Origin of the sequence: Clostridium sp. AM28-20LB (assembly GCF_003480665.1) — a bacterium.
GTDB classification, from domain to species: Bacteria; Bacillota; Clostridia; order Lachnospirales; family Lachnospiraceae; genus Otoolea; species Otoolea fessa.
In genome coordinates this window covers 166565-192726 of the sequence record NZ_QUJN01000005.1, presented here as the reverse complement: position 1 = coordinate 192726, position 26162 = coordinate 166565, and the positions used below count along the sequence as shown (strand labels likewise).

Sequence of the window (26162 nt, the reverse complement as noted above, 5' to 3'; positions counted from 1 at the left end):
ATTATAGATAGAAAGAAGAGAATGCGATGGCAAAACAGTATATAGATGTATTAATTGATGGAAAAGTGTATAGCCTGGGCGGCAGTGAGACGGAAGGATATGTACAGCAGATTGCCACGTATCTGAATGGGAAGATTTTCCAGCTCAAGGCGCAGCCGGGATTTTTAAAAATGCCGGAAGACTACCAGAGTATTATGACTTATCTGAATCTGGCGGATGATTATTTTAAAGAAAAAGAGAGTGCGAAGGCACTTGCATCTGACAAAGAGAGCATGGAAAAAGAGACATACCGTCTGAAACATGAGATGGTCAGCACCCAGATGAAACTCGAGAGTCTCCGCAATGAGCGCACCGTCAGCGAGGAAGAACTGGAGACGGCAAAGAAGGCGGCAAAAGAGGCAGCTGAGCAGGCGGAAGCTGCTAAAAATGAGGTACAGGTACAGATCGAGCGTGTGAAAAAAGAAGCGCAGGAGCAGATCGAGGCTGTGAAGAAAACAGCACAGGAACAGGTTGAGTCTGCAAGAAAAGAAGCGCAGGGGCAGATCGAGGCTGTGAAGAAAACAGCACAGGAACAGGTTGAGTCTGCAAGAAAAGAAGCGCAGGGGCAGATCGAGGCTGTGAAGAAAACAGCACAGGAACAGGTTGAGTCTGCAAGAAAAGAAGCGCAGGAGCAGATTGAACGTGCGAAGAGAGAGGTACAGGATCGCGTGGAATCCGCGGAAAAAGCAGCACAGGATCGCGCTGCCAGGGCGGAGCAGACAGCCCGGGAGCAGGCAGAAGCTGCAAAGAAAGAGGCATTGGAACAGATTGCGGATGCAAAGAAGGAAGCAAACGATTTCCGTGGAGAAGCAGAGGTTTGGAAACAGGAGGCAGAAGATCAGCGTCTGGCGGTCGAGTCATCCCAGAGTGAAATCGCTTCTTTGCAGGACAAGCTGGAGATTCTCAAACAACAGCTTGAAGAAGCAAGACAGGCGGCGACAGCTGTGCAGACGGAAAAATCGCAGCTGAAAGCACGTCTGATGCAGACGGAACAGGAAAAACAAAGTGTAAAAGAGCAGCTGAGCCAGCTGGAGCAGGAAAAACAGACGATAAAGAAAGATCTGGAAGAGAGCCTCCAGGAGGCAGGGGCAGCACGTGAGGAACTGGCAGCTGTCCGTCAGGCACAGGTGGAGGCATATATGAAGCGGAAGCCATTTCCCAAGAGACAGGGAACGGTGGAACTGAAAGATGCAATTCTGCGGTTATAATGGGTGAAATGATATGAAAAAAAAGGTGGAAATTCTGGCACCGGCGGGTTCCTTCGATAGCATGAAAGCAGCGGTTGCTGCGGGGGCGGACGCAGTCTATATGGGCGGCAGCCGTTTCGGAGCCAGGGCATATGCGGAAAATCCGGATGAAATGGGAATGCTGGAAGCGATCAACTACGTGCATCTTCATGGGCGCCAGCTTTATATGACGGTCAATACGCTGGTAAAGGAAGACGAGATGGATGACTTATACGACTATCTGCTTCCGTATTACCAGGCGGGACTGGATGCCGTGATCGTGCAGGACATGGGGGTATTTTCTTATATCCGGGAGCATTTTCCAGATTTGCCGGTTCATGCGAGCACACAGATGACGATTACCGGACCGGAGGGCGCGGCGCTTATGACGAGAATGGGCGCGGTCCGCATCGTCACAGCGCGTGAACTTTCATTGGAAGAGATACGCCGCATTTATCAGGAGACGGGCGTGGAGATAGAGAGCTTTGTTCACGGGGCTCTCTGTTACTGTTATTCGGGACAATGCCTGTTCAGCAGCCTGATCGGCGGCAGAAGCGGCAACCGGGGACGATGCGCTCAGACCTGCCGGCTTCCGTTTGATGTCCTTCGGCGGCTGGATGAGAACAACCCGAATGAAAACAAAAAACAAAAGAAAGAAAATGGCGTGTTAAATCCGGGCGATTCCAAGTATGTGCTCAGTCTCAAGGATCTTTGTACGCTGGATATTTTGCCGGATATTCTGGAAGCAGGCGTTTATTCCTTGAAAATCGAGGGGCGCATGAAGAGTCCGCGCTATACGGCAGGCGTGGTGCGCCTGTACCGGAAATATGTAGATTTATATTTAAAGAATGGCAGAAGAGGTTACCGGGTTGACCCGAAAGACCGGAAGGAGCTGCTGGATCTGTTTGACCGCGGTGGTCAGACGTTAGGCTATTATACCGAGCACAATGGACGCGATATGGTGGTCTGCCATGAGAAACCGGCATTCCGCCAGGAAAACCGGGAACTTTACCAGTATCTGGACAAAACGTATGTGGAAGCAGAGGTGAAAGAACCGGTTCAGGGGGTTGCGCGTGTCTGTGAAGGCGAACCGCTGCAGCTGACGCTTCAATACGAAGATCCGCTGACGGGAGAAAGCCGGATGGCAGGCGGAATCGGAGCAGTTGTCCAGACGGCAGTGAAACAGCCGATGAGCAAGGAACGGATTGAGAAACAGCTCGGAAAAACGGGAAATACGCCGTATTATTTTGAAAATCTGGAAGTGGAGACAGGCGGCAGCCCCTTTGTGCCGGTGCAGGAGTTAAATGAACTCCGCCGCTCTGCGTTTGAGCAGCTGACCGAGGAGATACTGCGTCCATACCGCCGGGAGATACCGGAAAATAGGGCGTGCGGGACAGGAAAAGGGTGGCAAAATCCGGAAGAAAAGAATCTGGAAGAAAATAACCAGACAGGTTCGGAATCAGAAAAAACCAGCCCGGCTCAGGACGTTGAACTCACAGCAGGTTTACCTGTACAGAGCCAGAAAATGCTGTTTGAGAATAAAAAAGGGAATAAAACAGCTCTGTACCACATCCATGTTTCGGTCGAACACCCGGCACAGTTAAAAGTGGCGTTATCCGTACCGGAAGTCGGTGCGATCTATCTGGATAGTGCTGAATTTGGCGCCGAACAGTGGAACGAATGGGTATCGCGCTGCCATGAGGCAGACAAGCAGTGCCTTTTGGTAATGCCGCATATTTTCCGCGATCGGGCAAAGGAATATTTTGAAACACATCGTTCCAGGCTGGAATCGGCGGGATTTGACGGTCTTGTCATCCGGGCATGGGAAGAGCTGGAACTGGTGCGCGAGTGGAAGATTTCCATCCCGCTTGTGATGGATTATGGTATTTATACGATGAATCACCGGGCGGAGGATTTTGTGCGGGAGATGGCGCCGGAGCTTTCAATGCGTTTTACCCTTCCGGTCGAGCTCAACAGCCGGGAGTTGGAGGCGCGCGACAGCCGGGAACGGGAACTTCTCGTATATGGTTCGATCCCGGTCATGGTAACCGCCCAGTGCATCCGGAAAACAGTGGAAGGATGCAGTAAATGTCCGGAATATCTGTATCTGCGGGATCGCAAAAAGAAGGTATTTCCGGTAAGGAACCAGTGCCGTTTCTGCTGCAATACGATCTACAATTCCAGCCCCCTGTCGCTTTTGAAGGATAAAAAGCAGATAGACCGCCTGCAGCCGGAGGTGCTGCGTCTGGCATTTACGTCGGAGAGTGCGGCACAGACCGGGGAACTGCTGGATGCCTACGTGAAGACCTTCCTCCATCAGGAACCGGTGGAGCTGGAGGGCGAATTTACAAGAGGTCATTTTAAGAGGGGCGTAGAGTAGCGTGTGTACCGGGAATCTTCCGGGTACACATGAAAAGGAGGATCACCATGATAAATCTTGTGACAACGATGTCCAGGTATCTGATGATATTGCTGATACTGATTTATACATATTATAATTTCCGCTTTTTTTCACTGCCGGATGACGAGTCGAAACTCCGGCTCTGTCGTCTGCAGAATGTACCGCTGTTTTTGATATTTCTTCTGTCGGGTACGATCATTTATCTACAAACCGAGGATGAGGCAGTTGTGCTGTTTTTCGGCGCGCAGCTTGTCTTTTTTGTCCTGTACCAGCTCTTATACCGGCTGTTTTACCGGAATGCGTCGAGACTGTTGCTGAACAACACGTGTATGCTTCTGTGCACCAGTTTTATCATGCTGACGCGCATCTCGATGGACAAGGCGGTCCGCCAGTTTATCATCATGGCAGTTGCGGCGGTTATCACAATGATTATACCATATGTGATAGATAGAACCTGGCAGCTCGCTAAGATACCGTGGGTGTACGGCCTGATAGGTCTGGCGCTGCTGCTGGTTGTCTGTGTGATCGGCAATACCAGCTTCGGCGCGCAGCTTTCGATCAGTATCGGCGGGTTTTCGTTCCAGCCGTCCGAGTTTGTTAAGATCAGCTTTGTATTCTTCGTGGCGACGATGTTTTACCGCTCAACGGAGTTTAAAAATGTGGCGATCACGACCGGCGTGGCGGCGGCGCACGTGTTGATTCTGGTGTTATCCAAGGATCTGGGAAGTGCGCTGATTTTTTTCCTCGCCTATGTCCTGATGCTGTTTATTGCAACCTCCAACTGGCTGTATCTGGCAGGCGGTCTTGGAAGCGGCTGTGCGGCTGCGATGCTGGCGTATAAGCTGTTTTCGCATGTGCGTGTCCGCGTGGAAGCATGGCAGGATCCGTGGAGTGACATCGCAGGAAAAGGATATCAGGTTACGCAGGCGCTCTTTGCGATCGGCACAGGCGGCTGGTTTGGCATGGGACTTTACCAGGGGATGCCGAAGAAGATACCGGTTGTCGAGAAGGACTTCATTTTTGCGGCGATCTCGGAGGAGTTGGGCGGCATCTATGCGCTCTGTATTCTCCTGATCTGTCTGGGCTGCTTCATGCAGTTCATGCTGATTGCGACCCGGATGCAGGCATTATTTTACAAGCTGATCGCGTTTGGTCTGGGAATTGAGTATGTGGTGCAGGTGTTCCTGACGATCGGCGGCGTGACCAAGTTTATCCCGTCCACCGGTGTGACGCTGCCACTTGTCAGCTACGGAGGCAGTTCGATTCTCAGCACATTTATCCTGTTTGGCGTGATACAGGGACTATATGTCCTGAAACGGAATGAGGAAGAAGAGGAGGAGCAGCAGTTTGATGAGGCAGAAGGATGAAATGGAAAGAACTGAAAATGCGAGAGCGCGTTCAAACCGTCATATTCTGTGGCTGACCTATGGGATTGCGGCGCTCTTTATCGCGATGGCCGTTTATTTTGGCTGGTTTATCCAGTTTAAGAGTGAAAATGTGATCGGCAGCTCTTATAATGCGAGACTCGATCTCCTCTCAGACCGGGTGACCCGCGGTTCGATTATGAGCAATGATAAAACGGTGCTGGCGCAGACGAACGTTGCAAGTGACGGAAGCGAGAAACGCTATTATCCGTATGATTATCTGTTTGTCCATTCGGTCGGATATTCTGGCAAAAATGGAAAAACAGGTCTGGAGTCGCTGGCGAATTTCTACCTGCTTTCCTCCCATGTGAATCTGATTGAGAAAACGATCAATGAATTTCAGGGGAAGAAAAATCTGGGCGACAATGTGATTACGACGCTCGATGTGGATCTGCAGCAGACGGCATCCGACGCGATCGGAAAACACCGGGGTGCGGTGATCGTCATGGAACCGGATACGGGAAAGATTTTAACGATGGTTTCCCAGCCGAATTTCAATGCGAATCTCGTCGATGAGCGCTGGGCAGAGTTGATATCGCCGGACAATACGAAGGCGCAGTTAGTCAACCGCGCGACGCAGGGCTTATATCCGCCGGGATCGACGTTCAAGATGCTGACGGTGCTGGAATATATGAAAGAGAACCCGAATACCTGGCAGGACTATGTGTATAATTGTAATGGCTCTTACCAGAATGGCGATTATACGATTAAATGTTACCACGGGACGGCACACGGGGCGCAGAACCTGATTCAGGCATTTGCCAATTCCTGCAACGGTGCGTTTGCGGAGATTGGAATGCAGATTAATTCAGAAAAATTCCGGGCGCTGGCAAATCAGATGCTCTTTAATTCGGAGCTTCCGTACACACTTCCGTACAACCAGAGCACATTTTCGCTCGACGGCAGTTCGGATGACTGGGAAAAGCTTCAGACCGCGATCGGACAGGGAAAAACCCAGATTACGCCGCTGCATAACCTGATGATTGTATCGGCGATCGCCAACGGCGGCACGCTGATGAAGCCATATATGATCGATCATGTTGAAAATGTGGGTGGTCAGACGGTCAAGAAGTTCCTTCCGTCCGCCTATGGAACCCTGATGTCTGCGAATGACGCACAGTTTCTGACGCATCTCATGAGCCAGGTGGTCGAGATTGGTACGGGTTCCGCGATGCGGGGGACATCCTATACGGTGGCCGGAAAAACCGGTTCCGCCGAGTTTGAGACAGGTAAGGAGACACATTCCTGGTTTGTCGGTTTCGCTCCGGCAGACAAGCCGAAGGTGGCGATCTGCGTGCTGGCAGAAGAGTCCGGTTCCGGCGGTGCGGTCGCTGCGCCGATCGCAAGACAGGTGCTGGATCGGTATTTTGCGAAATATGGGCAGTAGGACAAAAGAAAAGGGCAGGAAAGCGATTTGAAGCTTTTCCTGCCCTTTTTGTCTCAAATATGCATAGTCACATTTTATTTACACAACCGTTCCAGATCCCCATAGAATCCCGGATAGGAGATGTTCACGCAGTCTGCATCCAGAATTTCGGTCTCGCCGGAAGCGCCGAGTGCGGCAACGGCGAAGGTCATGGCGATGCGGTGATCCTTCTTGCTGTCGATCACAGCACCGTGCAGCGGCTTGCCGCCGTGGATGATCATGCCATCCTCGGTCTCGGTCACATCCGCGCCCATAGCAGTTAAATTCTCTACCATGACAGCAATGCGGTTTGACTCTTTTATCTTCAGTTCCGCGGCATCGCGTATGACGGTGGTTCCCTCGGCATAGCACGCCATCGCAGCGATCACCGGAAGCTCGTCGATGAGAGTCGGGATGATCGCACCCTCGATCGCGGTTCCAGTCAGCTTACCGGAGCGGACGAGCAGGTCGGCGGTCGGTTCGCCGGAGGCGGTGTTTACATTGAGAAGTTCGACGTCCGCGTTCATCGCCTTGCAGACGCGCAGGATGCCGTCGCGGGTCGGGTTGATACCGACATTTTTAATTAAGATTTCTGAATCCGGTACGATGAGTCCGGCTGCGATAAAAAAGGCAGCGGAGGAGATATCGCCCGGAACCAGAATTTTCTGTCCATAGAGCTGTTTTGCCGGCTGTAAAATCGCGGTGGTTCCTTCTGTGTGGATGTCTGCGCCGAATGCGGACAGCATCCGTTCACTGTGATCGCGGGAAATGTACGGTTCGGTCACACGGGTTTCTCCGTCGGCATACAGACCTGCCAGCAGAATCGAGGATTTGACCTGGGCGGAGGCAACCGGAGAATTATAATGGATGCCGTGCAGCGGTGAGCCGGTGATATGGAGCGGCGCGCAGCCATTTCCATTGACACTCTCGATCTTTGCGCCCATCTGGGAGAGAGGATCGATGATGCGCTTCATCGGACGTTTCTGGATGGAAGCGTCGCCGGTCAGTGTTGTGTCAAATTTCTGGGCCGAGAGAATGCCGGAGATCAGGCGCGTTGTGGTTCCGCTGTTGCCGCAGTCTAAAACGGAGTCTGGGGCAGTCAGCCCGTGCAGCCCACGTCCGTGGACGAGAACGGTCTCGCCCTGATTTTCGATCGAGATTCCCATTTTGGAAAAACAGGAGATCGTGGAGAGACAGTCTGCGCCCTGCAGGAAGCCGTGGATTTCGGTCAGTCCGTCCGCAAGAGCGCCGAACATGACGCTGCGGTGGGAGATGGACTTGTCTCCCGGAACGGTCAGTTCGCCCCGGAGAGAAGATGTATGGGTAAATTTCATTGAGTTCATAGTTGTACCTGCCTAAACATTAATGTTGAAAGTTAAGTTTGAAACATACATTGCAGTCTACGCGAACAGCGTGTAATTGTATTTCTTCAAACGCGCCCACGCCGCTTCCATCGAAGCCTTGTCGTAGAAGCTGATCCGCAGCGCGCCCTCGCCATGCTCACGGTTGTGGCTGATGCCGATATTTTTGATACTGATTCCTTTACCGGAGAGGATCGAGGAAATGATGGAGATAGCACCTGGCTCGTCCACCACGTCGGCGGAGAAGGCATATTCCGGCTGTATCGATCCTTTTGGAATTTCTGCAAACGAATTCCGGTAGTCGCGGGAGGACTCAAACAGCTGGTAGATGGCTCTAGACTGGTGGTCGGACAGTTCTTCCCGCAATGTCGTCAGGGAATCAATGTAGCGATCCAGCACCTCAGTGATATTGCCTGTGTTCGTCATGCAGATCTGTTCCCACATGACCGGAGAAGAGGAGGCAATACGGGTGATATCCTTGAAACCTCCGGCAGCCAGCCGTTTCATCATCTGATCCTCGCTGTCGCAGTCGTGTACCAGGTTGACCAGGCTGGAGGCGATGAGGTGCGGCAGATGGCTGATCGCCGCGACAATGAAATCATGACGATGGTAATCCAGCACCAGGGGCAGCGCACCGATCGCCTTTGCCACATTCACCATACGGTCAGTGTGGGAAGCTGGGGTGTGCGGTGTCGGGGTAATGATATAGTATGCATTTTCCAGCAAATGGTCGGTTGAACTCTCGTAGCCGGTCTTTTCCGAGCCAGCCATCGGGTGTCCGCCGACGAAGCAGCTTTCCATGCCAAGCGCGGCAACGGTCTCATGAATGCTGGTCTTGGTGCTTCCGACGTCAGTCACAACCGCGCTTTCCTTTAAGAACGGGCGGATCTGGCGCAGATAGGATTCATTAAATTCAACTGGTGTGCACAGGAAAATGATGTCGCACTCGCTTAAATGCTCGTCCACGCCGTCCAGAATCAGGTCAACAATGCCGTCTGCATGTGCCTGTTCCAATTTTTCGCGGGTCCGCATATAAGCCATGATCTGAATATCCGGGGCGCTGCGTTTCAAACCTCTGGCGATAGAGCCGCCGATCAGACCGAGTCCGATGAAACCGGCGGTAAGATGATTAATCGGTGTATTCATAGCAATTACGCTCTCTTTCATAAGTAGTATAGTAAAAAAATGAAACTAGAAATTATTGTAGAATAGAACAAGTCACTTGTCAACGATTTTACGCGTTGAAGTGAAAAAGAATTTTTTTACATCTGTTTATTACTAAATTTGCGAAAATGCGATTGATTTCACCGCCTTTGAACAGGGAAATTGTCGCATTTTCAATGCTTTTCAAAATAAAACGAATAAATTTTGTATAAAGGTGTTGTTTTGCTTGAAATTTTCTCTATTTTCTTGTACAATATGAACAGAGGTTAAAATACAAGAAAAAAACATCAAAATAAATAGACGGGAGGACTTAACTATGAACGTGTATGGGACAAAACAAATCCGCAATGTAGTGTTACTGGGGCACGGCGGTGCCGGCAAGACAACGGTAGCAGAGGCGCTGGCACTGGTAACAGGTACTACCAAGAGAATGGGAAAAGTTCCGGAAGGAACCACCATCAGCGATTATGATAAAGAAGAAATCAAGAGACAGTTCTCTATCTCCACCACGCTGATTCCGTTGGAGTATCAGGGAGAAGATGGACCGATCAAGATTAACCTGTTAGATACCCCTGGCTATTTTGATTTTGTGGGAGAAGTAGAGGAAGCTATCAGTGTAGCAGATGCAGCAATCATCGTTGTAAACTGCAAGGCTGGCATCGAAGTCGGAACCGAGAAGGCATGGGAACTCTGTGAAGAGTACAACCTGCCGCGCCTGTTCTTCGTTACCAACATGGATGACGATCAGGCAAGCTTCCGTGAGCTGATCTTAAAACTGGAGAAACAGTTTGGCCGTAAGATCGCGCCGTTCCAGGTGCCGATCCGTGAAAATGAAAAATTTGTCGGCTTTGTCAATGCGGTAAAGATGGAAGGCCGCCGTTTCACCCATTTAAGCGAATATGAGAAATGCGAGATTCCGGAGTACACCAAGAAGAACCTCGGCATCATCCGTGATGCGCTGATCGAGGCAGTGGCAGAGACGAGTGAAGAATATATGGAGCGCTATTTCTCCGGTGAAGAATTTACACAGGAAGAGATCGCACAGGCGCTGCGTGAGCACGTAAGTGAGGGCAACATCGTTCCGGTTATGATGGGTTCCGGTGTCAATGCACAGGGCTTCGCATATTTGTTGCAGGCGATCGATAAATACTTCCCGTCACCGGACAAGTTCGAGTGTGTCGGTGTCGATGTATCGACCGCAGAGCGCTTTACCGCTAAATATAATGACGATGTATCCCTATCGGCACGTGTTTTCAAGACTGTGGTTGACCCGTTCATCGGCAAATACTCCCTGATGAAGATTTGTACCGGTACCTTAAAACCAGATACCGTTATCTACAATGTAAACAAAGATGCTGAAGAGAAAGTTCAGAAAGTATATGTTCTCCGCGGCAAGGATGTCATCGAGGTTCCGGAATTAAAGGCGGGCGATATCGGCGCGGTTGCCAAATTAAACGTTACTCAGACCGGCGATACCATCGCAGTCCGCACGGCTCCGATTGTATACCACAAACCGAAGATTTCTACCCCGTATACCTACATGGCATACGCAGCTAAGACCAAAGGCGATGAGGACAAGATCTCCAGTGCACTGGCGAAGATGATGGACGAAGATCTGACACTCAGAAGCGTCAGCGATACCGAGAACCGTCAGACCTTACTTTACGGCATCGGCGAGCAGCAGCTCGAAGTTGTTGTCAGCAAGTTGCAGGCAAGATATAAAGTAGACATTGTGCTCAGCAAACCGAAATTTGCATTCCGCGAGACACTTCGCAAGAAAGTAGAAGCACAGGGCAAATATAAGAAACAGTCCGGTGGACATGGACAGTACGGCGATGTTAAGATGTCCTTCGAGCCGTCCGGCGATCTGGAGACACCATATGTATTTGAAGAGAAGGTATTTGGCGGTGCCGTTCCAAAGAACTACTTCCCGGCAGTTGAGAAAGGTATTCAGGAATGCGTACAGAAGGGTCCGTTGGCTGGATATCCGGTTGTCGGTGTGAAAGCAACCCTGTTAGATGGTTCCTATCATCCGGTTGACTCCTCCGAGATGGCATTCAAGATGGCAGCGACGCTGGCATTCAAGAAAGCGTTCATGGAAGCGAATCCAGTTCTCCTTGAGCCGATCGCATCTCTGAAAGTAACCGTTCCGGATAAATTTACCGGCGACGTTATGGGCGATCTGAACCGCAGAAGAGGTCGTGTTCTCGGTATGAACTCCAACCATCACGGCAAACAGATCATCGAGGCAGATATCCCGATGTCCGAGCTGTTTGGTTATAACACCGATCTTCGTTCCATGACCGGCGGTATCGGTGAATTCTCCTATGAGTTCAGCCGCTACGAGCAGGCTCCGGGCGATGTACAGAAGAGAGAAGTGGAGGCGAGAGCGGCAGAAGCTGAATAATGGCAGATGAAGTGCTTACCGTTTCGGTCAAAAATATGATATTCTTATATAAATAAGCAGAAAACCGCCGCAGGCGGCTGAGTGGATCGATACTGATTCATCAAGGCTGTCAGCGGCGGCTTTCTCTTTCTGGAAGACCTTTCGGATCGATATGGTTATAGGCTGTGCTTGAATTGAACAAAGCGCTGCGAATGTTATCGATGGGTCAGGCGAGAGGTTAAGGCAGTGAATGCGGATGCCAAATTGCTACGAATTGCGTTCTTTTGCAATTTTCAAAAAGAAGGCTACAAATTGTAAGAAAATAGAAAAGACTACCCACCTGTAAAAAGGTATAATGTTGCAAAGAGAACAACTTATACAGACAGGTGGGTGGCCTTTTTATGATAGAGAAAAATGAGAAAAGCGGGGAACTCATGGAAGTAAAAGAACAGGCAAAAACAGTTCGGAAACACCCGGAGCGGATGATCGTGCGTATCTGGCTGGTGCTGGCGCTTATTTGTCTGCTGGCGGGTCTGATCGCCCAGTATACGTTCCGGCTGAAAGAACCGCTGTTTCTGCACTACAGCCAGTCGGCTTATCTGGGCTGTGGGCTGGACGGAGTAGAAACTTCGGAGGATGGAATCGTTTCATCTGTGTCAAGTGAGGCGCTTGAAGAAAGTACCGATTCCGATGTGAAAGTTGGAGTTTTAGACGAAGGTGTGAAAGACCTGAATGCGGATATGGGATTGGAGAATACAGTGTCCTTGTATGCACTGGGGGAAGAAAGTGTGGATGAGACAGATGAAACTTCGGATGTATGGTATACACAGGTAAATTTTGCCTATCTGACGGATGTGACGGATGAGATCTGTGTGAGAGAAATTCGTTTTTCAGAGTTGCCTGAACTTCAAATGCAGGAAATGCGGGAGACAGTCCAGTCAGCGGGACAGTATGCGCTTCATCGCCTGGATGCTACGCTTTCGATTGAAGATCCGCAGCATAACGGGATCCGTCAGTGGAGAATCCTGACGCGGGCGCAGGTGCTCTATTCAGATGGAAACACAGCGGACGTAAAAATTGGTAATCTGGTACTGATTGCAAATCCGGAGGGCGGGAGCGCCCTGGAAAATCCAAGTTCCAGCGCCAATTCAGATGGAACGGCCACACAGGTTTACACCGTTCAGAAAGATGGAACCATCGAAGTAAAAGGCTGCATTGCGTCAGCCGGGGAGATGGAAAATTTTTCGATGACCTTAAATGGAGAGCCTATCCCAGCCCAAAAAGAAGGGGAAGATCCGAAACGGCTGACAGTAAAAACGGGTGATGTGCTGACGTTCCAGAGCCATTGGATTGGCAAAGAGGAAGACCAGTCGCCGCAGGTATTTCATTCAGGAGTTGCAGTGCTTTCATATATCGGCAAAGATGGCGGGGAGCAGGTTCTTTCATTTGAAAATGAATACAGGAAGAGAAGGGAGCTTCGCTTTATTGATGTGTGGAAATATCTGCTGAAAGAGGAGGCATTTAAGTGAAAACGGGAGATCATAAGATTTTAGCCGGTCTGATTCTTGCTTCGATTCATATTAATCTGTTCCATGTGATGCTGCTGCCGCCCTGCATCGGGTTCCTGATTTTATATATCGGGATACTCCAGAAAGAGCGGCAGGCTGGATTTTTCCAGATGGATGTAAAAGAGATGAGAGTGTACCGGGCAGCAGGGGCGGCGCTTGTGCTGGTGACTGCTTTTTCTAGCTTCCTGTCCATGTTCTGGAGGCATCCGGACGGAACCATCTGGTCGCTGATTCCGTGTATGCTGGAATATGTGGTGCTCTATGGACTGATGGAAAGCTACACCGCAGGTTCGCCCAGACATTCGTATCACTCCGAACTGTGCTGTGGATATGCTATGGTAATGGGAGCAGCACTGTGTGGGTACGCAGTCAGCCTGATTCTGCATATCGCGCTGTGGCAGCTCTTTGCGTCTATGATTATTCTGGTCTGCCGGTTTATGGTGGTTGTGGTTGTTATAGGGGCGAAGAAAGAGGCATAAAAAATAAAAAGCCGTAACCAGATATACTCGCCCATGGGATTAAACTCATGAGCGAAAGTATAAGGTTACGGCTTTTCTATGTTGAAAATTCTGGTTTTCAAATAATCAAAGATAACATGGAATGTTGATGTTTCGGTTCCGATGTATCTTTCCAATTTTTATTTAAAATTCTCCTCCGCATACCGGCGCAGCTCATCACGGAAATCCGGGTGTGCGATGGCGATCATGGCATCCGCTCGTTCTTTTAAGGTAAGCCCGGTCAGTTTTGCGATACCGTATTCGGTCGCCACGTACTGAATCATAGTACGCGGTGCAGATACGGTGCTGCCGCCCGGAATGAACGGTACGATGTTGGATTTTAAGGAGCCATCTTTTTTCTTGTGGGTGGAAGCAAGGCAGATAAAGCCCTTGCCTCCCTCGGAGCGGAATGCGCCCTCCAGGAAATCCATCTGTCCGCCGATACCGGAGAGCTGTCGGGTGCCGGCAGACTCGGCATTTTCCTGTCCCATCAGATCCAGCTCGACACCACCGTTGATACTGATGACATTTTTCATCTCACCGATGCGGTACGGGGAGTGGACGTAATCGACGTCAGCCGGATGGAAGAGCTGCGGCTCATTATCCAGCCAGTCATATAATTCCTGAGAGCCCATGGCAAGGTTCCAGGTAGAATAACCGTTGTCAATTTCCTTCTTCGTGTTGGTCAGCTTGCCAGCCTTATAGAGGGCTAAAAAAGCATCGCTGATGGTGCCGGTGTGGCAGCCGAGGTCGGTTTTGTCGGACTGTGCCAGCATATTGGCAACGGTAAACGGAACGCCGCCGACGCCCAGGGAAAGGACAGCGCCGTCCGGGATCTCCTCAACGACACGTTTGGCAATTTCAATATCAACGGCGCTCGGATCGCGGTAGGTGCGGATCGGAAGCGGCTCATGCTCGCCCTCGACGATGAAATCTGCCTCTGAGAGGTGGACACGGTGGGAACCATCGACGCCATGTAAGCGCGGGAGGCGCTCATTGATCTCGAAGATGACGGTGCGCGCATTCTCAAAGATGGTGCGCCATGCATAGTTGGAAATACCCAGTCCGCAGTAGCCGTCCGCATCCGGTCTGGAAACCGGTACAAAGGCAACATCCACGCGAATGTGGTGGCGGTACATTTCCGGCAGGGAACGCAGCATCATCGGCATAAACTTGCAGAGCCCACGGGTCTGCAGCTTGCGCTCATAATCGCCGATGTGCCAGCTGTAGTAGCTGAATGCTTTCTGCTCCGGGTCGCTTTCGACAACCTCGATGCGCGGGTGGATGACTAAACCGCCGCGGATCTTGACATCGGTCAGCTCATCCCTGCGTGCTGCCAGCGCACGGTCGAGAAGCTCCGGAAATCCAGCACCAAAGCCATAATCCACCCAGTCGCCCGGTTGAACGGCCTTGACGGCGGTCTCAGCACTTACAAATTTGCCTGCGTAATTGTTAGACATAGTAAAAATCCTCCATCGGTATGAAATTCATAATTTTCTAGTTTCCATCATATCCCAGAAAGCGCTTTTTTGCAACTTCCAAAGACAATTCCAAAAGACAATTTTTAAGCTGGGTTTTAAGATAAGTTTAATACGGAAATAGTTGACAAAATAGGTGTTTATGATAAAATTAAGTGTTTATAAATAAGAGTTGATCTTTTACACAGCAGGCAGAAGTGCCTGTATTTTTATGTAATAGGAAATTCCTTGGAATCCCCTATTACACAAAAAGGCACTAACGTGCCAATGATGTGCACTTGCGCGAAGCAGAAACATGTCGCAAGCGACCGCGCTCGGCGCGAGAATGTGACTGTAAAGAATACAACAAATATAGAAAGAGAGGAGTTACGACAAATGAAAACAAATACGGATTTATTTGAAAAAACACCCGTACCGAAGGCGGTCGCAACCATGGCGGTTCCGACCATGATTTCCATGCTGGTGGTTGTTATCTATAACATGGCGGATACATTTTTCATCGGTCAGACGAAGGATCCGCTGCAGGTGGCGGCAGTTTCGCTGGCAACGCCGGTCTTTATGATTTTTATGGCATTAGGCCATCTGTTCGGTATCGGCGGCAGCTCAGCGATATCGAGAGCACTGGGAGAACGCCATAAAGATCGGGCATGTCATATCAGTTCATTCTGCTGCTATGGATCCCTGGGGCTGGGCGTCATAGTGGCTATCCTGTCTGTACTTGGAATGGAAACCATTCTGCATCTCATCGGTGCCAGTGTAAATACGATCGGTTTTGCGAGACAGTACCTGGCGATTATTGCAATCGGCGCGCCGTTTATTATGTTTTCAACTGCATTTGCGAATATTCTGCGGGGAGAAGGCGCATCGAGAGAATCGATGGTCGGAAACCTGATAGGTACCGTAGTAAATATTATTTTGGATCCGATCATGATCCTGGTGCTTGGCTGGGGAGTGACCGGTGCAGCGCTTGCGACGATCATCGGCAATATTGCGGCCTGTCTTTACTATATTGCTTATTATCTACGGGGAAAATCGACACTGTCGATTCATTTCCGTGATTTTAAGATGGGAGATGGAATCGCTTCCGGCGTGGCAGGGATCGGTATTCCGGCATCCTTAAATAACATCCTGATGAGCTTTGCCAATATTATCCTGAACCAGGCGCTGGTCGGTTACGGTGACACACCGGTAGCGGCGATGGGGGTTGCGATGAAATCCAATATGCTTGTTGTCCTGCTGCAGATTGGTCTCTGCGTGGGAATCCAGCCGCTGATCGGTTATAATTATGGAGCGCGCAACAAGAAACGCCTGATGTCGGTATTCAAATTTACAGGACTTGTATCGGTTATTATGGGAACGATTCTGACATTGATTATGATTGTCGCAAGAAAGACAATGATTCAGATGTTTATTAATGATGCGGAAGTTGTCCAGTATGGTATTCAGATGGTGGTTGCGCTCCAGCTTTCTGCGCCACTCCTTGGTATCTTATTCCTCTGCATCAATACGATCCAGGGAATGGGAAAAGCGCTTCCGTCGCTGATTCTTACGATCTGCCGCCAGGGACTGATTTTTATTCCGCTGATTTTCGTGCTGAATGCGATGTTTGGCCTGGATGGAGTTATCTATGCACAGCCGGCGGCGGATTATCTGTCGATTGTGGTGGCGATTTTGATTTGCACACATCTGTTCCGGACGATGGATCATAGAGAAGAGAAAGCAGAAGGCTGAGAAGATTCAATAGATTCAATAAGGAAAAATATGCTTAAAGAAAATAAAAGAGAAGAAATCACAAAGAACATAGAGAAGGGGGAAGCCCTTGTAGAACAGGTGGCAGATGGAATCTGGCGGATCGGTGTGGAATTGCCGCAGAATCCTTTGCGGGAACTCAACAGTTACCTGATCAAGGGGAAAGAAAACGGGCGCGACCTTCTGATTGACACCGGATTTCGGCGCGAGGAATGCCGGGAGGCGCTGTTTGCCGGGCTTCGGGCACTTGGCAGCAGTCCGGAGCGGCTGGATATTCTTCTGACACACCTGCACTCGGATCACACAGGACTTGCCAGGGAGGCGGCAGGGACGGACAGCCACATCTATATCAGCGGAACCGATCTGGCAATCTTAAAGGACGGTTTTACACCAGAGCGTCCGCTTCGGCTGGCGGAGCAATTCCGTGCCGGGGGATTTCCGGAGGATGAAATGAAGAAAACGCAGGCGCTCAATCCGGCAGTCCGCTATAAGCTGGATCAGGTTGATGACCGTTTTGTTCCGATTGAGGCAGGCTGGAAATACACGGTAGGAGATTACACGCTGGAAATGATCTCCGTGCCGGGGCATACGCCGGGCAATGCGATGTTCTGGGCAAAGAAACAGGGCATCATGTTCACGGGCGATCATATCCTGTTTGATATATCGCCGAATATTACTTCCTGGCTGGAATCGGAGGATTCATTAGGTGATTATCTCGATAGCCTGCGCCTCGCCAGAAAATATCCGGTCCGCCTTGCCTTGCCGGGACACCGGAAGACGGGCGATTATGCAGCGCGCATCGAGGCGCTGCTGGCACACCATGAGCGGCGTCTGGCGGAGACGGAGGCGCTGCTTGCCGAACATCCGGGTATGACGGCATATGAGACGGCTGGAAAGATGCGCTGGAAGATCCGTGCCGCCAGCTGGGAAGAATTTCCACCGTCCCAGAAGTGGTTTGCGGTGGGCGAGTGCATGGCGCATCTGGACTACCTCCGCCTGCGCGGCAGAATCCGCCGGGAGATGGACGGAGAAGTGTGGAGATGGTTCACGGTAACGGCTAAATACTGTTAGAATTAACTAACAATTATTACTATTGACTAACAATAGTCTGACTGCATATAATAATAGTAAAGAAAGCAGTAACTGTTCAGTAGGTCTGCGCATTTACTGCGCTGACCGTACGAAAACATGGACCAGCAGACAAAAATCCCATTGCCGTAGGCAATTTTTAATGGATTTTTGCGCGTGACTGTGAAGGTACTGAACAGTTACAGAAAGCGGAATATCAGTCAGGAGGTCGTTGTATGCAGTCGTTGGCAAAGGTGCAGGCGGGAGAGTCCTGTGAAATCAAGTGGATGTTTGGAAATGCGGATGTGATGAACTTTTTGGAGCGCTATGGAATCAAAGAAGGAAGCCGTATCCGGGTCCTTGGACGTGTGCTGGATGGTCTGATCATCGGAAATGGAAAGGTTCGGCTGGCACTGGGCGATGAAGTGGCAGAGCGGATTCAGGTGTAGGTTTGACGGTGATTGAAAGATTGTCGAAAATGTCATGTATTGAAAGAACGTCGAATCTGTCACGTGCAAGTTTGAGAAGGTCACGTTACTTGACATTTCTTCCCATTTATGCTATTCTACCAGATAGCACAAATGCAATGAACGGAAGTAGTAAGCCGCGAAATTTCTACAGAGAGCTGCCGGATGGTGTGAGGCAGCGGAAGGAAGCCGCCGAACTGGTCCGGGAGCAGCCTGTTGAAAGAAGTGTTTTTGAATACCCGAGTAGACAGAGCCGGTCATCCGCCGTTACAGGACGATGAGGAGCACACGGATTCCGTGTGAAATAGAGTGGTACCGCGCAGTTGGAATTTTCGCCCTGCGTCTCTATACAGGTAATGTAGAGACGCAGGGCGTTTTTGACGTTACCGGATTGAAAGAATGTCCGCAAGGGTTGGATGTTATGCAACTGCCAACGGATCAGTCGATTGCAATAATGAATCATCATTTTAGAGACTGGAGCCGGATTTTGACAGGAAATAGCAAAAAATCAGCGTGGGTTAAGCAGAAAACAGGAGGAACAAAGATGTCACAGTACAATCATACCGCCATTGAGAAAAAATGGCGCGAGAACTGGGAAAAACATCCCATCAATGTAAACGATGGAAAGAAAGAAAAATATTACTGCCTGGATATGTTCCCATATCCGTCCGGAAGTGGTCTGCACGTTGGTCACTGGAGAGGCTACGTTATTTCAGATGTATGGAGCCGTTATCAGCTGCTGCGCGGCAAATACGTGATCCATCCGATGGGCTGGGACGCATTTGGTCTGCCGGCAGAGAACTACGCGATCAAGATGGGCGTACACCCGGCTATCTCGACCGAGTCCAACATTAAAAATATTAAACGTCAGATCAACGAGATCGCAGCCATCTATGACTGGGATATGGAAGTAAATACCACAGATCCGGCATTCTACAAATGGACCCAGTGGATCTTCGTCCAGATGTTCAAAAAAGGCCTGGCATACGAGAAAGAATTCCCGATCAACTGGTGCCCGTCCTGTAAGACAGGTCTGGCAAACGAGGAAGTTGTCAACGGCTGCTGTGAGCGCTGCGGTACCCCGGTTACCAAGAAAAACCTGCGTCAGTGGATGCTCAAGATTACCGCGTACGCAGACCGCCTCTTAAATGATCTGGACAAACTGGACTGGCCGGAGAAGGTTAAAAAGATGCAGACTGACTGGATCGGTAAATCTTACGGTGCAGAGGTTGATTTCGGCGTAGAGGGACGCGATGAGAAGATCACCGTTTACACCACCCGCCCGGACACCCTGTACGGTGCAACTTTCATGGTACTGGCTCCGGAGCACGCGATGGCAAAGAGCCTGGCAACCGATGAGACCCGCGAGGCAGTTGAGAAATACATTTTCGATTCCTCCATGCGTTCCAACGTAGACCGTCTGCAGGATAAGGAAAAGACCGGCGTATTTACCGGAACTTATGCAATCAACCCGATCAACGGTGCGAAGGTTCCGATCTGGCTGTCTGATTATGTATTAGCTGACTACGGTACAGGCGCTATCATGTGCGTACCGGCACACGATGACCGTGACTTCGAGTTTGCAAAGAAATTTAATATCCCGATCATCCAGGTTATCGCAAAAGATGGCAAAGAGATCGAGAACATGACTGAGGCGTATACCGAGGCATCCGGCACGATGATCAACTCTGGCGAGTGGAATGGTATGGAATCTTCCGTACTGAAAAAAGAAGCGCCGGAAATGATTGAGAAGAGAGGTATCGGTCACAAGAGAGTCAATTATAAGCTGCGTGACTGGGTATTCTCCCGTCAGCGTTACTGGGGCGAGCCGATCCCGATCGTACACTGCCCGAAGTGCGGCAATGTACCGGTTCCGGAGGATCAGCTTCCGTTAAAACTTCCGGAGGTAGAAAGCTATCAGCCGACTGGTACCGGCGAATCCCCGCTGGCAGCCATCGACGAGTGGGTCAACACCACCTGCCCGTGCTGCGGCGCTCCGGCAAAACGTGAGACAAACACCATGCCGCAGTGGGCGGGATCTTCCTGGTACTTCCTGCGCTATGTAGATAACAAGAACGATAAAGAACTGGTATCCCGTGAGAAAGCAGACAAATATCTGCCGGTTGATATGTACATCGGCGGTGTTGAACATGCAGTACTGCATCTGCTGTATTCCCGTTTCTACACCAAGTTCCTGTGCGATATCGGTGTTATTGACTTCGACGAGCCGTTCAAGAAGCTGTTCAACCAGGGTATGATCACTGGTAAGAATGGTATCAAAATGAGTAAGTCGAAAGGAAATGTCGTATCCCCGGACGATCTGGTACGCGACTACGGCTGCGATTCCCTGCGTCTCTATGAGCTTTTCGTAGGACCGCCGGAACTGGATGCAGAGTGGGATGACCGCGGTATCGAGGGCGTATCCCGTTTCCTGAACCGTTTCTACAACCTGGTTATGACCAGCAAGGACAAAGATATCAAAGAAACTAAGGAAATGGTTAAACTGCGCCACAAACTGGTATTCGACATTGAGCAGCGTTTCGAGCAGTTCAGCCTGAATACCGTTATCTCCGGTTTCATGGAGTACAACAACAAGCTCATCGATCTGGCAAAGAAAGAGGGCGGCATCGACAAAGAAACCCTCAAGACCTTTACCATCCTTCTGGCACCGTTCGCACCGCATCTGGGCGAGGAGCTGTGGCAGGAGCTCGGCGGAACCGACAGCGTATTCCACGCTTCCTGGCCGGAGTGTGATGCGGAGAAGATGAAGGATGACGAGAAAGAGGTAGCCGTTCAGATCAACGGCAGAGTCCGCGCGACCATTACCGTACCGGCAGACATCTCCAAAGAAGATGCCATCGCCGCTGGTAAAGAGGCTATCAAGGACAAGCTGACTGGAAATATCGTAAAAGAAATTTACGTTCCGGGACGGATTGTGAATATTGTTATGAAATAAATAAAAACGGCATGGGAAGAAGCAGAAGAATCTGTGACTTTTCTGTGCAGATAAGGTCAGCGGCCATACAGGGGAGAAAAACTGTGTGGTCGCTGTTTTTTGCCCGCTCCTTTTTCGCGTGCCTGCTATTTGATTTCCTAAATGATAAAATAAAATTATGTGATTTCAGAAGGGATAGGTGAATATGGGAATGTTTGTCAACCCGGACAATTCGGCATTTCAATCAGCCCTGAATGCAAAAAGCATTCTTGATGAGGAAAAACTCATTTGGAATGCTTTTTTGCTGTCTATACGAAACATTCCACATGAAGCTTCTGGGAGGAAGCGAAGGTGTGGAGTGCTATCGTTCAATAAAATTGTCTAAAAAGTCTACCAATTCAAAAGATAAATTTTATATCATAAATGCAACATAATAGCTTGTAGCTAGAAAAATCAGAATAAAAAATTTCGCAGAATATCTAGTTCTGCGAAAATAAAAGGTTTTATATGCAGAACCCAAATGCCGTATTGACAAAAACTTCAAAAGCAAAGGGAAATATTATATGAGAATTTCAGAAATTTTTGTTCAGAAATGATGACTTAATAATTTCATAAGAGATTCTTGGGAGAAACTTCTATTGAATTAACCTTGAAAGTATCGTATAATGATTGAAGATTTTCGCAGAACTAGATATTCTGCGAAAATCGCAAACATGAAAGGGAGAACGCCTGTATGTGGTACGTGGTGCAGACACCTGTGGGACGCGAGGCAGAAGCGGCAGAAAAACTGAATCATTTTTATCGGGATAAGGCTGAAAAGCCTTGTTTTGTGTTGTCCAAAGAACGGACCTGGCGGATGGGCGGTGTCTACTATGTAGATACGGAAGTCATGTTTCCGGGCTATGTGTTTGTGGACACGGCGGATGAGCCGGTTTTGGAAGACGGAGTGAAATGTCTGGCGGGGCTGGTTCGATTTCTGAATGCTGGTTCGGAAGCGCATCCATATGGAACGGCAGTCCCCTTAAAAAAAGAGGAAGAGAAATTTCTGAAAGAACTTCTTCGGGAGGATTCTTCTCACACCGTCCGGCGGTTTCTGGTGCGGGCAAATGACGCGGGGGAGATCGAATGGGCGGAAGGAGTGCTTGGTGAGATGCTGCCAAAGATCATCCGGAAGCGGCTGCGGAAACGAATCGTGACGATTCAGGCAGAACTGCTGAACGAAGCACGACAGGTAGAGCTGGCAATCCGGATGGAAGATGATCCGGAGGCAGTTTTCCCAAAGAAAGGACCCCTGAACCCTAAAAATCTTTCAGGAGATTTCCAGGAAAACGATTTTAGCCGGGTATCGGTCTCTGGAAAGAACCCATCAAAAAAGATAACAAGATTACATGGAGCGGAGAACGATGGAACAAAGCTGGCAGCAGAATAATGAGTATGAGTGTATGAAATATTCGGTTCTGATGCCGGTATATCACAAAGAAAATCCAGCGTATTTCTATCAGGCGGCAGCCAGCATGATGAATCAGACGATTCCTCCAGATGAATTTGTCCTGGTATGCGATGGACCGTTGACACCAGTGTTGGATGAAACGATCCAGACGATTGACCGGGAATGGCCGGGAGTTCTGCAGGTGCTTCGCCTTCCTGTATGCGGCGGAATCGCACGGGCGCTGGCAGCAGGTGTAGAAGCGTGCCGAAATGAATGGATCGCCCGCATGGACAGTGATGATATTGCCTGTCCGGATCGCTGTGAAAAGCAGCTGAAACGATATGCAGAAGAAGCAGCGGGCAAATTGCTGGGAAAGAAAGCAGAACAGGGGAAACTCGGACTTCTGAGCGGAAAAATTGCAGAATTTGCCGCAGCAGAAGTGCCAGAACAGGAAAATGTAGATAACCTAAATGCGCCAGATAGAGGTGAAATTGGAAGTGGGATGAATGGAAAATTGTTTCCGCCGGGCAGAATCACTGGAATTCGGTCACTTCCCTGCCAATATAAAGAAATTTTAACGTTTGCCAGAAAGCGCAATCCGATGAACCATATGGCCGTCATGATGCGGCGTTCAGCTGTGCTGGCGGTGGGAAACTATCATCCGGTTCCGGGGGCGGAGGACTATGAATTGTGGGTCCGCCTTTTGCAGGCAGGATATAAAGCAGAAAATCTTCCGGATATTCTGGTGTATGCGAGGACGGATAATGGGATGATCAAACGCCGCGGCGGTCTGTCCTATGCCAGGGCCGCTCTGAATCTGCAGAAAACGTTTTTTAAAAGTGGATTTTTAAATAGAAGAGAGTATCTGCGAAACTGCGCGATCCGCGTTACTGCAAGTCTGATTCCGGCATCCGTGCGTGGAATACTCTATCAGAAAAAATTGAGAGGAACGCTTTCAGAGGATGCTTAGTGTTCCTATAAAAAGAAACAGGCAGATTACCTGGAATAGAATTACATGTTGGGTTCTGGGGAGTTCGGCCTGAATAAAAACAAAAAGAAGAGGAACTATTTTGAGACAATATGAACCATTCAAACGACTGTTCCGTCTGATAGGTGCGCTGCTCCTGATGGGGGCAGAAGTTGGCGCTTATGGATATGTCTGGAACGGATATTTCAACAAAATGATCGAATTTCCGTTCTGGAGAAGAGGAAACTGGCTGATGATCGCCCTGTATGCGGGACTATTACTATTTTTCCTGCTGACTTACGGGGGATTCCGGATCGGATACCTGAAAAAAGGAAATCTGCTCTGTTCTCAGATCCTTTCGATCGGACTTTTAAATCTGATTACGTATATTCAGATTTCTCTGTTAGATAAAAAATTTCATGATCCCCGGATACTGCTTGGGATGACGGTTGTCCAGCTTTTGATTGCACTGATCTGGACGTTCCTGTTTCAGCAGATATACAGGATTCTGTTTCCGCCAAGAAGGATGCTTTTGGTATGCGGAGACCGTCCGGCCTTTCACCTGATGGAAAAGATTCATTCCAGAGAGGACAAGTATTATCTGGAAACGGCGATTCATATCGGCGTCGGCATAAAAGCCATTCTCGAAGAGGCGAAAAAATATGATGCCCTGATTATCGGAGATATTCCGGCGAAGGATCGAAATGCGCTTTTAAAGAAATGTTTTGAGCAGGATATCCGGACCTACACGGTGCCGAAATTATCGGACATTCTGATCCGGACTTCCCAGGAATTAGATATCTTTGACAGTCCTCTGCTATTATCGAGAAATGATGGCATATCGGATCTTCAGCGATTTATTAAGCGGGCGATGGATTTCATCTGTTCGAGCATCGGAATCGTGGTATTATCTCCATTCTTTCTTCTGGTGGCGCTGTCGATCTACCTGACCGACCGCGGTCCGGTCTTTTACAAGCAGACCCGTCTCACAGAGGGCGGAAAAGAATTTCAGATCTGCAAATTTCGGACGATGATCCAGAACGCGGAGGCAAAAACCGGGGCGAGACTGGCAGCGGAACACGATGATCGGATCCTGCCGGTGGGACATTTTCTTCGGAGAACTCGCCTGGACGAGCTGCCGCAGCTTTTCAATATCTGGAAAGGTGAAATGTCGATCGTAGGACCGCGTCCGGAACGCCCGGAGCTGGCGGCGGAGATCGAGAAAGAAATCCCGGAATTCTGCTACCGCTTAAAGATGAAAGCCGGACTGACCGGATATGCGCAGGTCTATGGAAAATACAATACAACGTCCTATGACAAACTGAAACTGGATTTGACTTACATACGAAATTACTCTCTGCTTCTTGACCTGAAGCTCATCCTGATGACACCGAAGATCATGATGCTCAAAGAGAGTACGGAAGGAGTCGCAGACAATGGAAAAGCTTCTGACAGTCGTCATCCCGGCGTATAACGCAGAAAAATATATCACATATACCCTGGATTCACTGTGCGCAGGGTGCAGAGACCGGGATTTGAAAAAGAAAAATCAGAGCTGGACAGGAAATGAAACGGAATCAAACATTCAAACCGTATCAGCAAGAATGCCTGATTTTCAACCAGGTATGGATTGGTCCGAATACATGGAAATATTGATTATAGACGATGGATCAAGGGATCAAACCGGTGCGATTGCTGATCAATATGCGGAGCGCTATCCGACCGTTGTCCGTGTCATTCATAAAGAAAATGGCGGTCATGGATCTGGGATCAACTGCGGCATCCAGAATGCATTGGGGCGATATATGAAAGTAGTCGATGCCGATGACTGGGTGGATCCGGAGGCATTGGATCATCTGATTGCTGCGCTGAAAAACTGTCGGGATGATGTGCTGGTCAGCGGTTTCTACTGGCGATTTGACAACGGAAGCGGAGAGGAAAGCTCCTTTCCGAAAAAAGCAGAAATTCCGGAACCATTTTCAGGGGTGAAATATGGGATTTCCTATGAATTCGATGGAATCGCAGACCAGATTTACATGAAAATGCATGGAATCACATGGAAAACAGAGATCCTGCGGAAGATGCCGCTTTCCATCGATGAACACTGCTATTACGTTGATGCCGAATACATCCTGTATCCGATTCCGTGGGTCAAGACCGTATCCTTTATCCCGGACTTTGTCTATCAGTACCGGATCGGCCGGGAAGGACAGAGTGTCAGCCCGGAGAAGATGATCAGGAATAAGGAAAATTATGACCGGGTGATGGAATCCCTGCTGTCATTTTATCGGCTGTATCAGGGTGGAACACTTACCGGAAAAGACGGAAAGAAGCTTCCATGCAGTCAGGAAAAGCTACAGTATCTTGAAAATGGAATTGCCAGGGTGGCAGCTGGGAGAGTGAAGATACTTCTGAGCCTTCCGGCAGGCAAGGAAGTAAAGCATGCATTGATGCAGTTTGAAGATGAATTACTTCGGGACTATCCGGAGATTTACCATGCGAACCGAAATAAGGCGGTGAAGCTGCTGCGGGTAAGCCGGTATGGGCTGTATCGGGCGGCGGTGTGGGCGCTTAGTAAGATGAATAGGAGCTTTTAAA

18 protein-coding genes and 1 other annotated feature are annotated in these 26162 nt (G+C 49.5%); of the genes, 15 read left to right on the top strand and 3 right to left on the bottom strand.

Annotation, left to right across the window (positions count from 1 at the left end):
• Positions 1 to 26 precede the first annotated feature (26 nt).
• The 4 genes from DW739_RS14950 to DW739_RS11385 are packed head-to-tail and all read left to right on the top strand — an operon-like array spanning position 27 to position 6477.
• A complete protein-coding gene (locus tag DW739_RS14950; protein WP_182427986.1) occupies positions 27 to 1247 on the top strand; it encodes a cell division protein ZapA in 1221 nt (406 codons plus the stop codon).
• A gap of 13 nt (positions 1248 to 1260) precedes the next feature.
• Positions 1261 to 3645, top strand: coding sequence for a DUF3656 domain-containing protein (locus tag DW739_RS11395; RefSeq protein ID WP_118743083.1), 2385 nt, complete (start codon positions 1261 to 1263; stop codon positions 3643 to 3645).
• Positions 3646 to 3692: 47 nt separating this feature from the next.
• The gene (locus DW739_RS11390; RefSeq protein ID WP_117795001.1) at positions 3693 to 5033 is read left to right on the top strand and encodes an FtsW/RodA/SpoVE family cell cycle protein; all 1341 of its coding nucleotides are present in this window, start codon (positions 3693 to 3695) and stop codon (positions 5031 to 5033) included.
• Positions 5017 to 6477 carry a penicillin-binding transpeptidase domain-containing protein gene (locus DW739_RS11385; RefSeq protein WP_118472422.1) on the top strand — a complete coding sequence of 487 codons (1461 nt, stop codon included), beginning with the start codon at positions 5017 to 5019 and terminating at the stop codon, positions 6475 to 6477. Before DW739_RS11390 ends, DW739_RS11385 begins: the two co-directional genes overlap by 17 nt.
• A gap of 74 nt (positions 6478 to 6551) precedes the next feature.
• Here the strand turns inward: DW739_RS11385 and aroA are convergent, their stop codons facing one another.
• The gene (gene aroA, locus DW739_RS11380) at positions 6552 to 7829 is read right to left on the bottom strand and encodes a 3-phosphoshikimate 1-carboxyvinyltransferase (protein WP_118472496.1); all 1278 of its coding nucleotides are present in this window, start codon (positions 7827 to 7829) and stop codon (positions 6552 to 6554) included.
• A 66-nt stretch (positions 7830 to 7895) separates the two neighbouring features.
• Entirely contained in the window at positions 7896 to 9002 is a 1107-nt protein-coding gene (locus tag DW739_RS11375; protein WP_118472423.1) for a prephenate dehydrogenase, read from the bottom strand.
• A gap of 334 nt (positions 9003 to 9336) precedes the next feature.
• Between DW739_RS11375 and DW739_RS11370 the strand changes: the two genes are divergently transcribed.
• From DW739_RS11370 to DW739_RS11360, 3 genes are all read left to right on the top strand, one after another.
• Positions 9337 to 11427 carry an elongation factor G gene (locus DW739_RS11370; protein ID WP_118467340.1) on the top strand — a complete coding sequence of 697 codons (2091 nt, stop codon included), beginning with the start codon at positions 9337 to 9339 and terminating at the stop codon, positions 11425 to 11427.
• A gap of 380 nt (positions 11428 to 11807) precedes the next feature.
• Positions 11808 to 12935 (top strand): hypothetical protein, encoded by a 1128-nt coding sequence (locus DW739_RS11365; RefSeq protein WP_118743082.1) that lies wholly within the window; start codon positions 11808 to 11810, stop codon positions 12933 to 12935.
• Positions 12932 to 13453: a hypothetical protein gene (locus tag DW739_RS11360; RefSeq protein WP_118743081.1), complete on the top strand. Its 522-nt coding sequence runs from the start codon at positions 12932 to 12934 to the stop codon at positions 13451 to 13453. Before DW739_RS11365 ends, DW739_RS11360 begins: the two co-directional genes overlap by 4 nt.
• A 158-nt stretch (positions 13454 to 13611) precedes the next feature.
• Here the strand turns inward: DW739_RS11360 and DW739_RS11355 are convergent, their stop codons facing one another.
• Positions 13612 to 14931 (bottom strand): acetyl-CoA hydrolase/transferase C-terminal domain-containing protein, encoded by a 1320-nt coding sequence (locus DW739_RS11355; RefSeq protein ID WP_118743080.1) that lies wholly within the window; start codon positions 14929 to 14931, stop codon positions 13612 to 13614.
• 393 nt (positions 14932 to 15324) lie between these two features.
• On the opposite strand from DW739_RS11355, the gene DW739_RS11350 reads away from it, so the two are divergent.
• From DW739_RS11350 to DW739_RS11310, 8 genes are all read left to right on the top strand, one after another.
• Positions 15325 to 16680, top strand: a complete 1356-nt coding sequence (locus tag DW739_RS11350; RefSeq protein WP_107001641.1) for an MATE family efflux transporter — start codon at positions 15325 to 15327, stop codon at positions 16678 to 16680.
• 30 nt (positions 16681 to 16710) lie between these two features.
• Positions 16711 to 17769: an MBL fold metallo-hydrolase gene (locus tag DW739_RS11345; protein WP_118472426.1), complete on the top strand. Its 1059-nt coding sequence runs from the start codon at positions 16711 to 16713 to the stop codon at positions 17767 to 17769.
• Between the two features lie 233 nt (positions 17770 to 18002).
• Complete coding sequence (locus DW739_RS11340; protein WP_022360163.1) at positions 18003 to 18215, top strand: ferrous iron transport protein A; 213 nt, start codon at positions 18003 to 18005, stop codon at positions 18213 to 18215.
• 128 nt (positions 18216 to 18343) lie between these two features.
• Positions 18344 to 18582 (top strand) — a binding site (T-box leader).
• Between the two features lie 195 nt (positions 18583 to 18777).
• Entirely contained in the window at positions 18778 to 21189 is a 2412-nt protein-coding gene (leuS, locus tag DW739_RS11335) for a leucine--tRNA ligase (RefSeq protein ID WP_022360162.1), read from the top strand.
• 712 nt (positions 21190 to 21901) lie between these two features.
• A complete protein-coding gene (locus DW739_RS11325; protein ID WP_117795021.1) occupies positions 21902 to 22597 on the top strand; it encodes a transcription termination/antitermination NusG family protein in 696 nt (231 codons plus the stop codon).
• On the top strand, positions 22572 to 23567 hold the full coding sequence (locus tag DW739_RS11320; RefSeq protein WP_182427985.1) for a glycosyltransferase: 996 nt from the start codon (positions 22572 to 22574) through the stop codon (positions 23565 to 23567). The genes DW739_RS11325 and DW739_RS11320 overlap by 26 nt, the downstream gene beginning before the upstream one ends.
• A 100-nt stretch (positions 23568 to 23667) precedes the next feature.
• Positions 23668 to 25038 carry an exopolysaccharide biosynthesis polyprenyl glycosylphosphotransferase gene (locus tag DW739_RS11315; RefSeq protein ID WP_107001637.1) on the top strand — a complete coding sequence of 457 codons (1371 nt, stop codon included), beginning with the start codon at positions 23668 to 23670 and terminating at the stop codon, positions 25036 to 25038.
• Complete coding sequence (locus DW739_RS11310; protein WP_118743078.1) at positions 25001 to 26161, top strand: glycosyltransferase family 2 protein; 1161 nt, start codon at positions 25001 to 25003, stop codon at positions 26159 to 26161. Before DW739_RS11315 ends, DW739_RS11310 begins: the two co-directional genes overlap by 38 nt.
• The last annotated feature ends 1 nt before the right edge of the window (position 26162 follow it).

Bases quoted from the DNA above. Each gene is read 5' to 3' on its own strand.
- DW739_RS14950 (WP_182427986.1), top strand. From the start codon at position 27: ATGGCAAAACAGTATATAGATGTATTAATTGATGGAAAAGTGTATAGC.
- DW739_RS11395 (WP_118743083.1), top strand. From the start codon at position 1,261: ATGAAAAAAAAGGTGGAAATTCTGGCACCGGCGGGTTCCTTCGATAGC.
- DW739_RS11390 (WP_117795001.1), top strand. From the start codon at position 3,693: ATGATAAATCTTGTGACAACGATGTCCAGGTATCTGATGATATTGCTG.
- DW739_RS11385 (WP_118472422.1), top strand. From the start codon at position 5,017: ATGAGGCAGAAGGATGAAATGGAAAGAACTGAAAATGCGAGAGCGCGT.
- aroA (WP_118472496.1), bottom strand. From the start codon at position 7,829: ATGAAATTTACCCATACATCTTCTCTCCGGGGCGAACTGACCGTTCCG.
- DW739_RS11375 (WP_118472423.1), bottom strand. From the start codon at position 9,002: ATGAATACACCGATTAATCATCTTACCGCCGGTTTCATCGGACTCGGT.
- DW739_RS11370 (WP_118467340.1), top strand. From the start codon at position 9,337: ATGAACGTGTATGGGACAAAACAAATCCGCAATGTAGTGTTACTGGGG.
- DW739_RS11365 (WP_118743082.1), top strand. From the start codon at position 11,808: ATGATAGAGAAAAATGAGAAAAGCGGGGAACTCATGGAAGTAAAAGAA.
- DW739_RS11355 (WP_118743080.1), bottom strand. From the start codon at position 14,931: ATGTCTAACAATTACGCAGGCAAATTTGTAAGTGCTGAGACCGCCGTC.
- DW739_RS11350 (WP_107001641.1), top strand. From the start codon at position 15,325: ATGAAAACAAATACGGATTTATTTGAAAAAACACCCGTACCGAAGGCG.
- DW739_RS11345 (WP_118472426.1), top strand. From the start codon at position 16,711: ATGCTTAAAGAAAATAAAAGAGAAGAAATCACAAAGAACATAGAGAAG.
- DW739_RS11340 (WP_022360163.1), top strand. From the start codon at position 18,003: ATGCAGTCGTTGGCAAAGGTGCAGGCGGGAGAGTCCTGTGAAATCAAG.
- leuS (WP_022360162.1), top strand. From the start codon at position 18,778: ATGTCACAGTACAATCATACCGCCATTGAGAAAAAATGGCGCGAGAAC.
- DW739_RS11325 (WP_117795021.1), top strand. From the start codon at position 21,902: ATGTGGTACGTGGTGCAGACACCTGTGGGACGCGAGGCAGAAGCGGCA.
- DW739_RS11320 (WP_182427985.1), top strand. From the start codon at position 22,572: ATGGAACAAAGCTGGCAGCAGAATAATGAGTATGAGTGTATGAAATAT.
- DW739_RS11310 (WP_118743078.1), top strand. From the start codon at position 25,001: ATGGAAAAGCTTCTGACAGTCGTCATCCCGGCGTATAACGCAGAAAAA.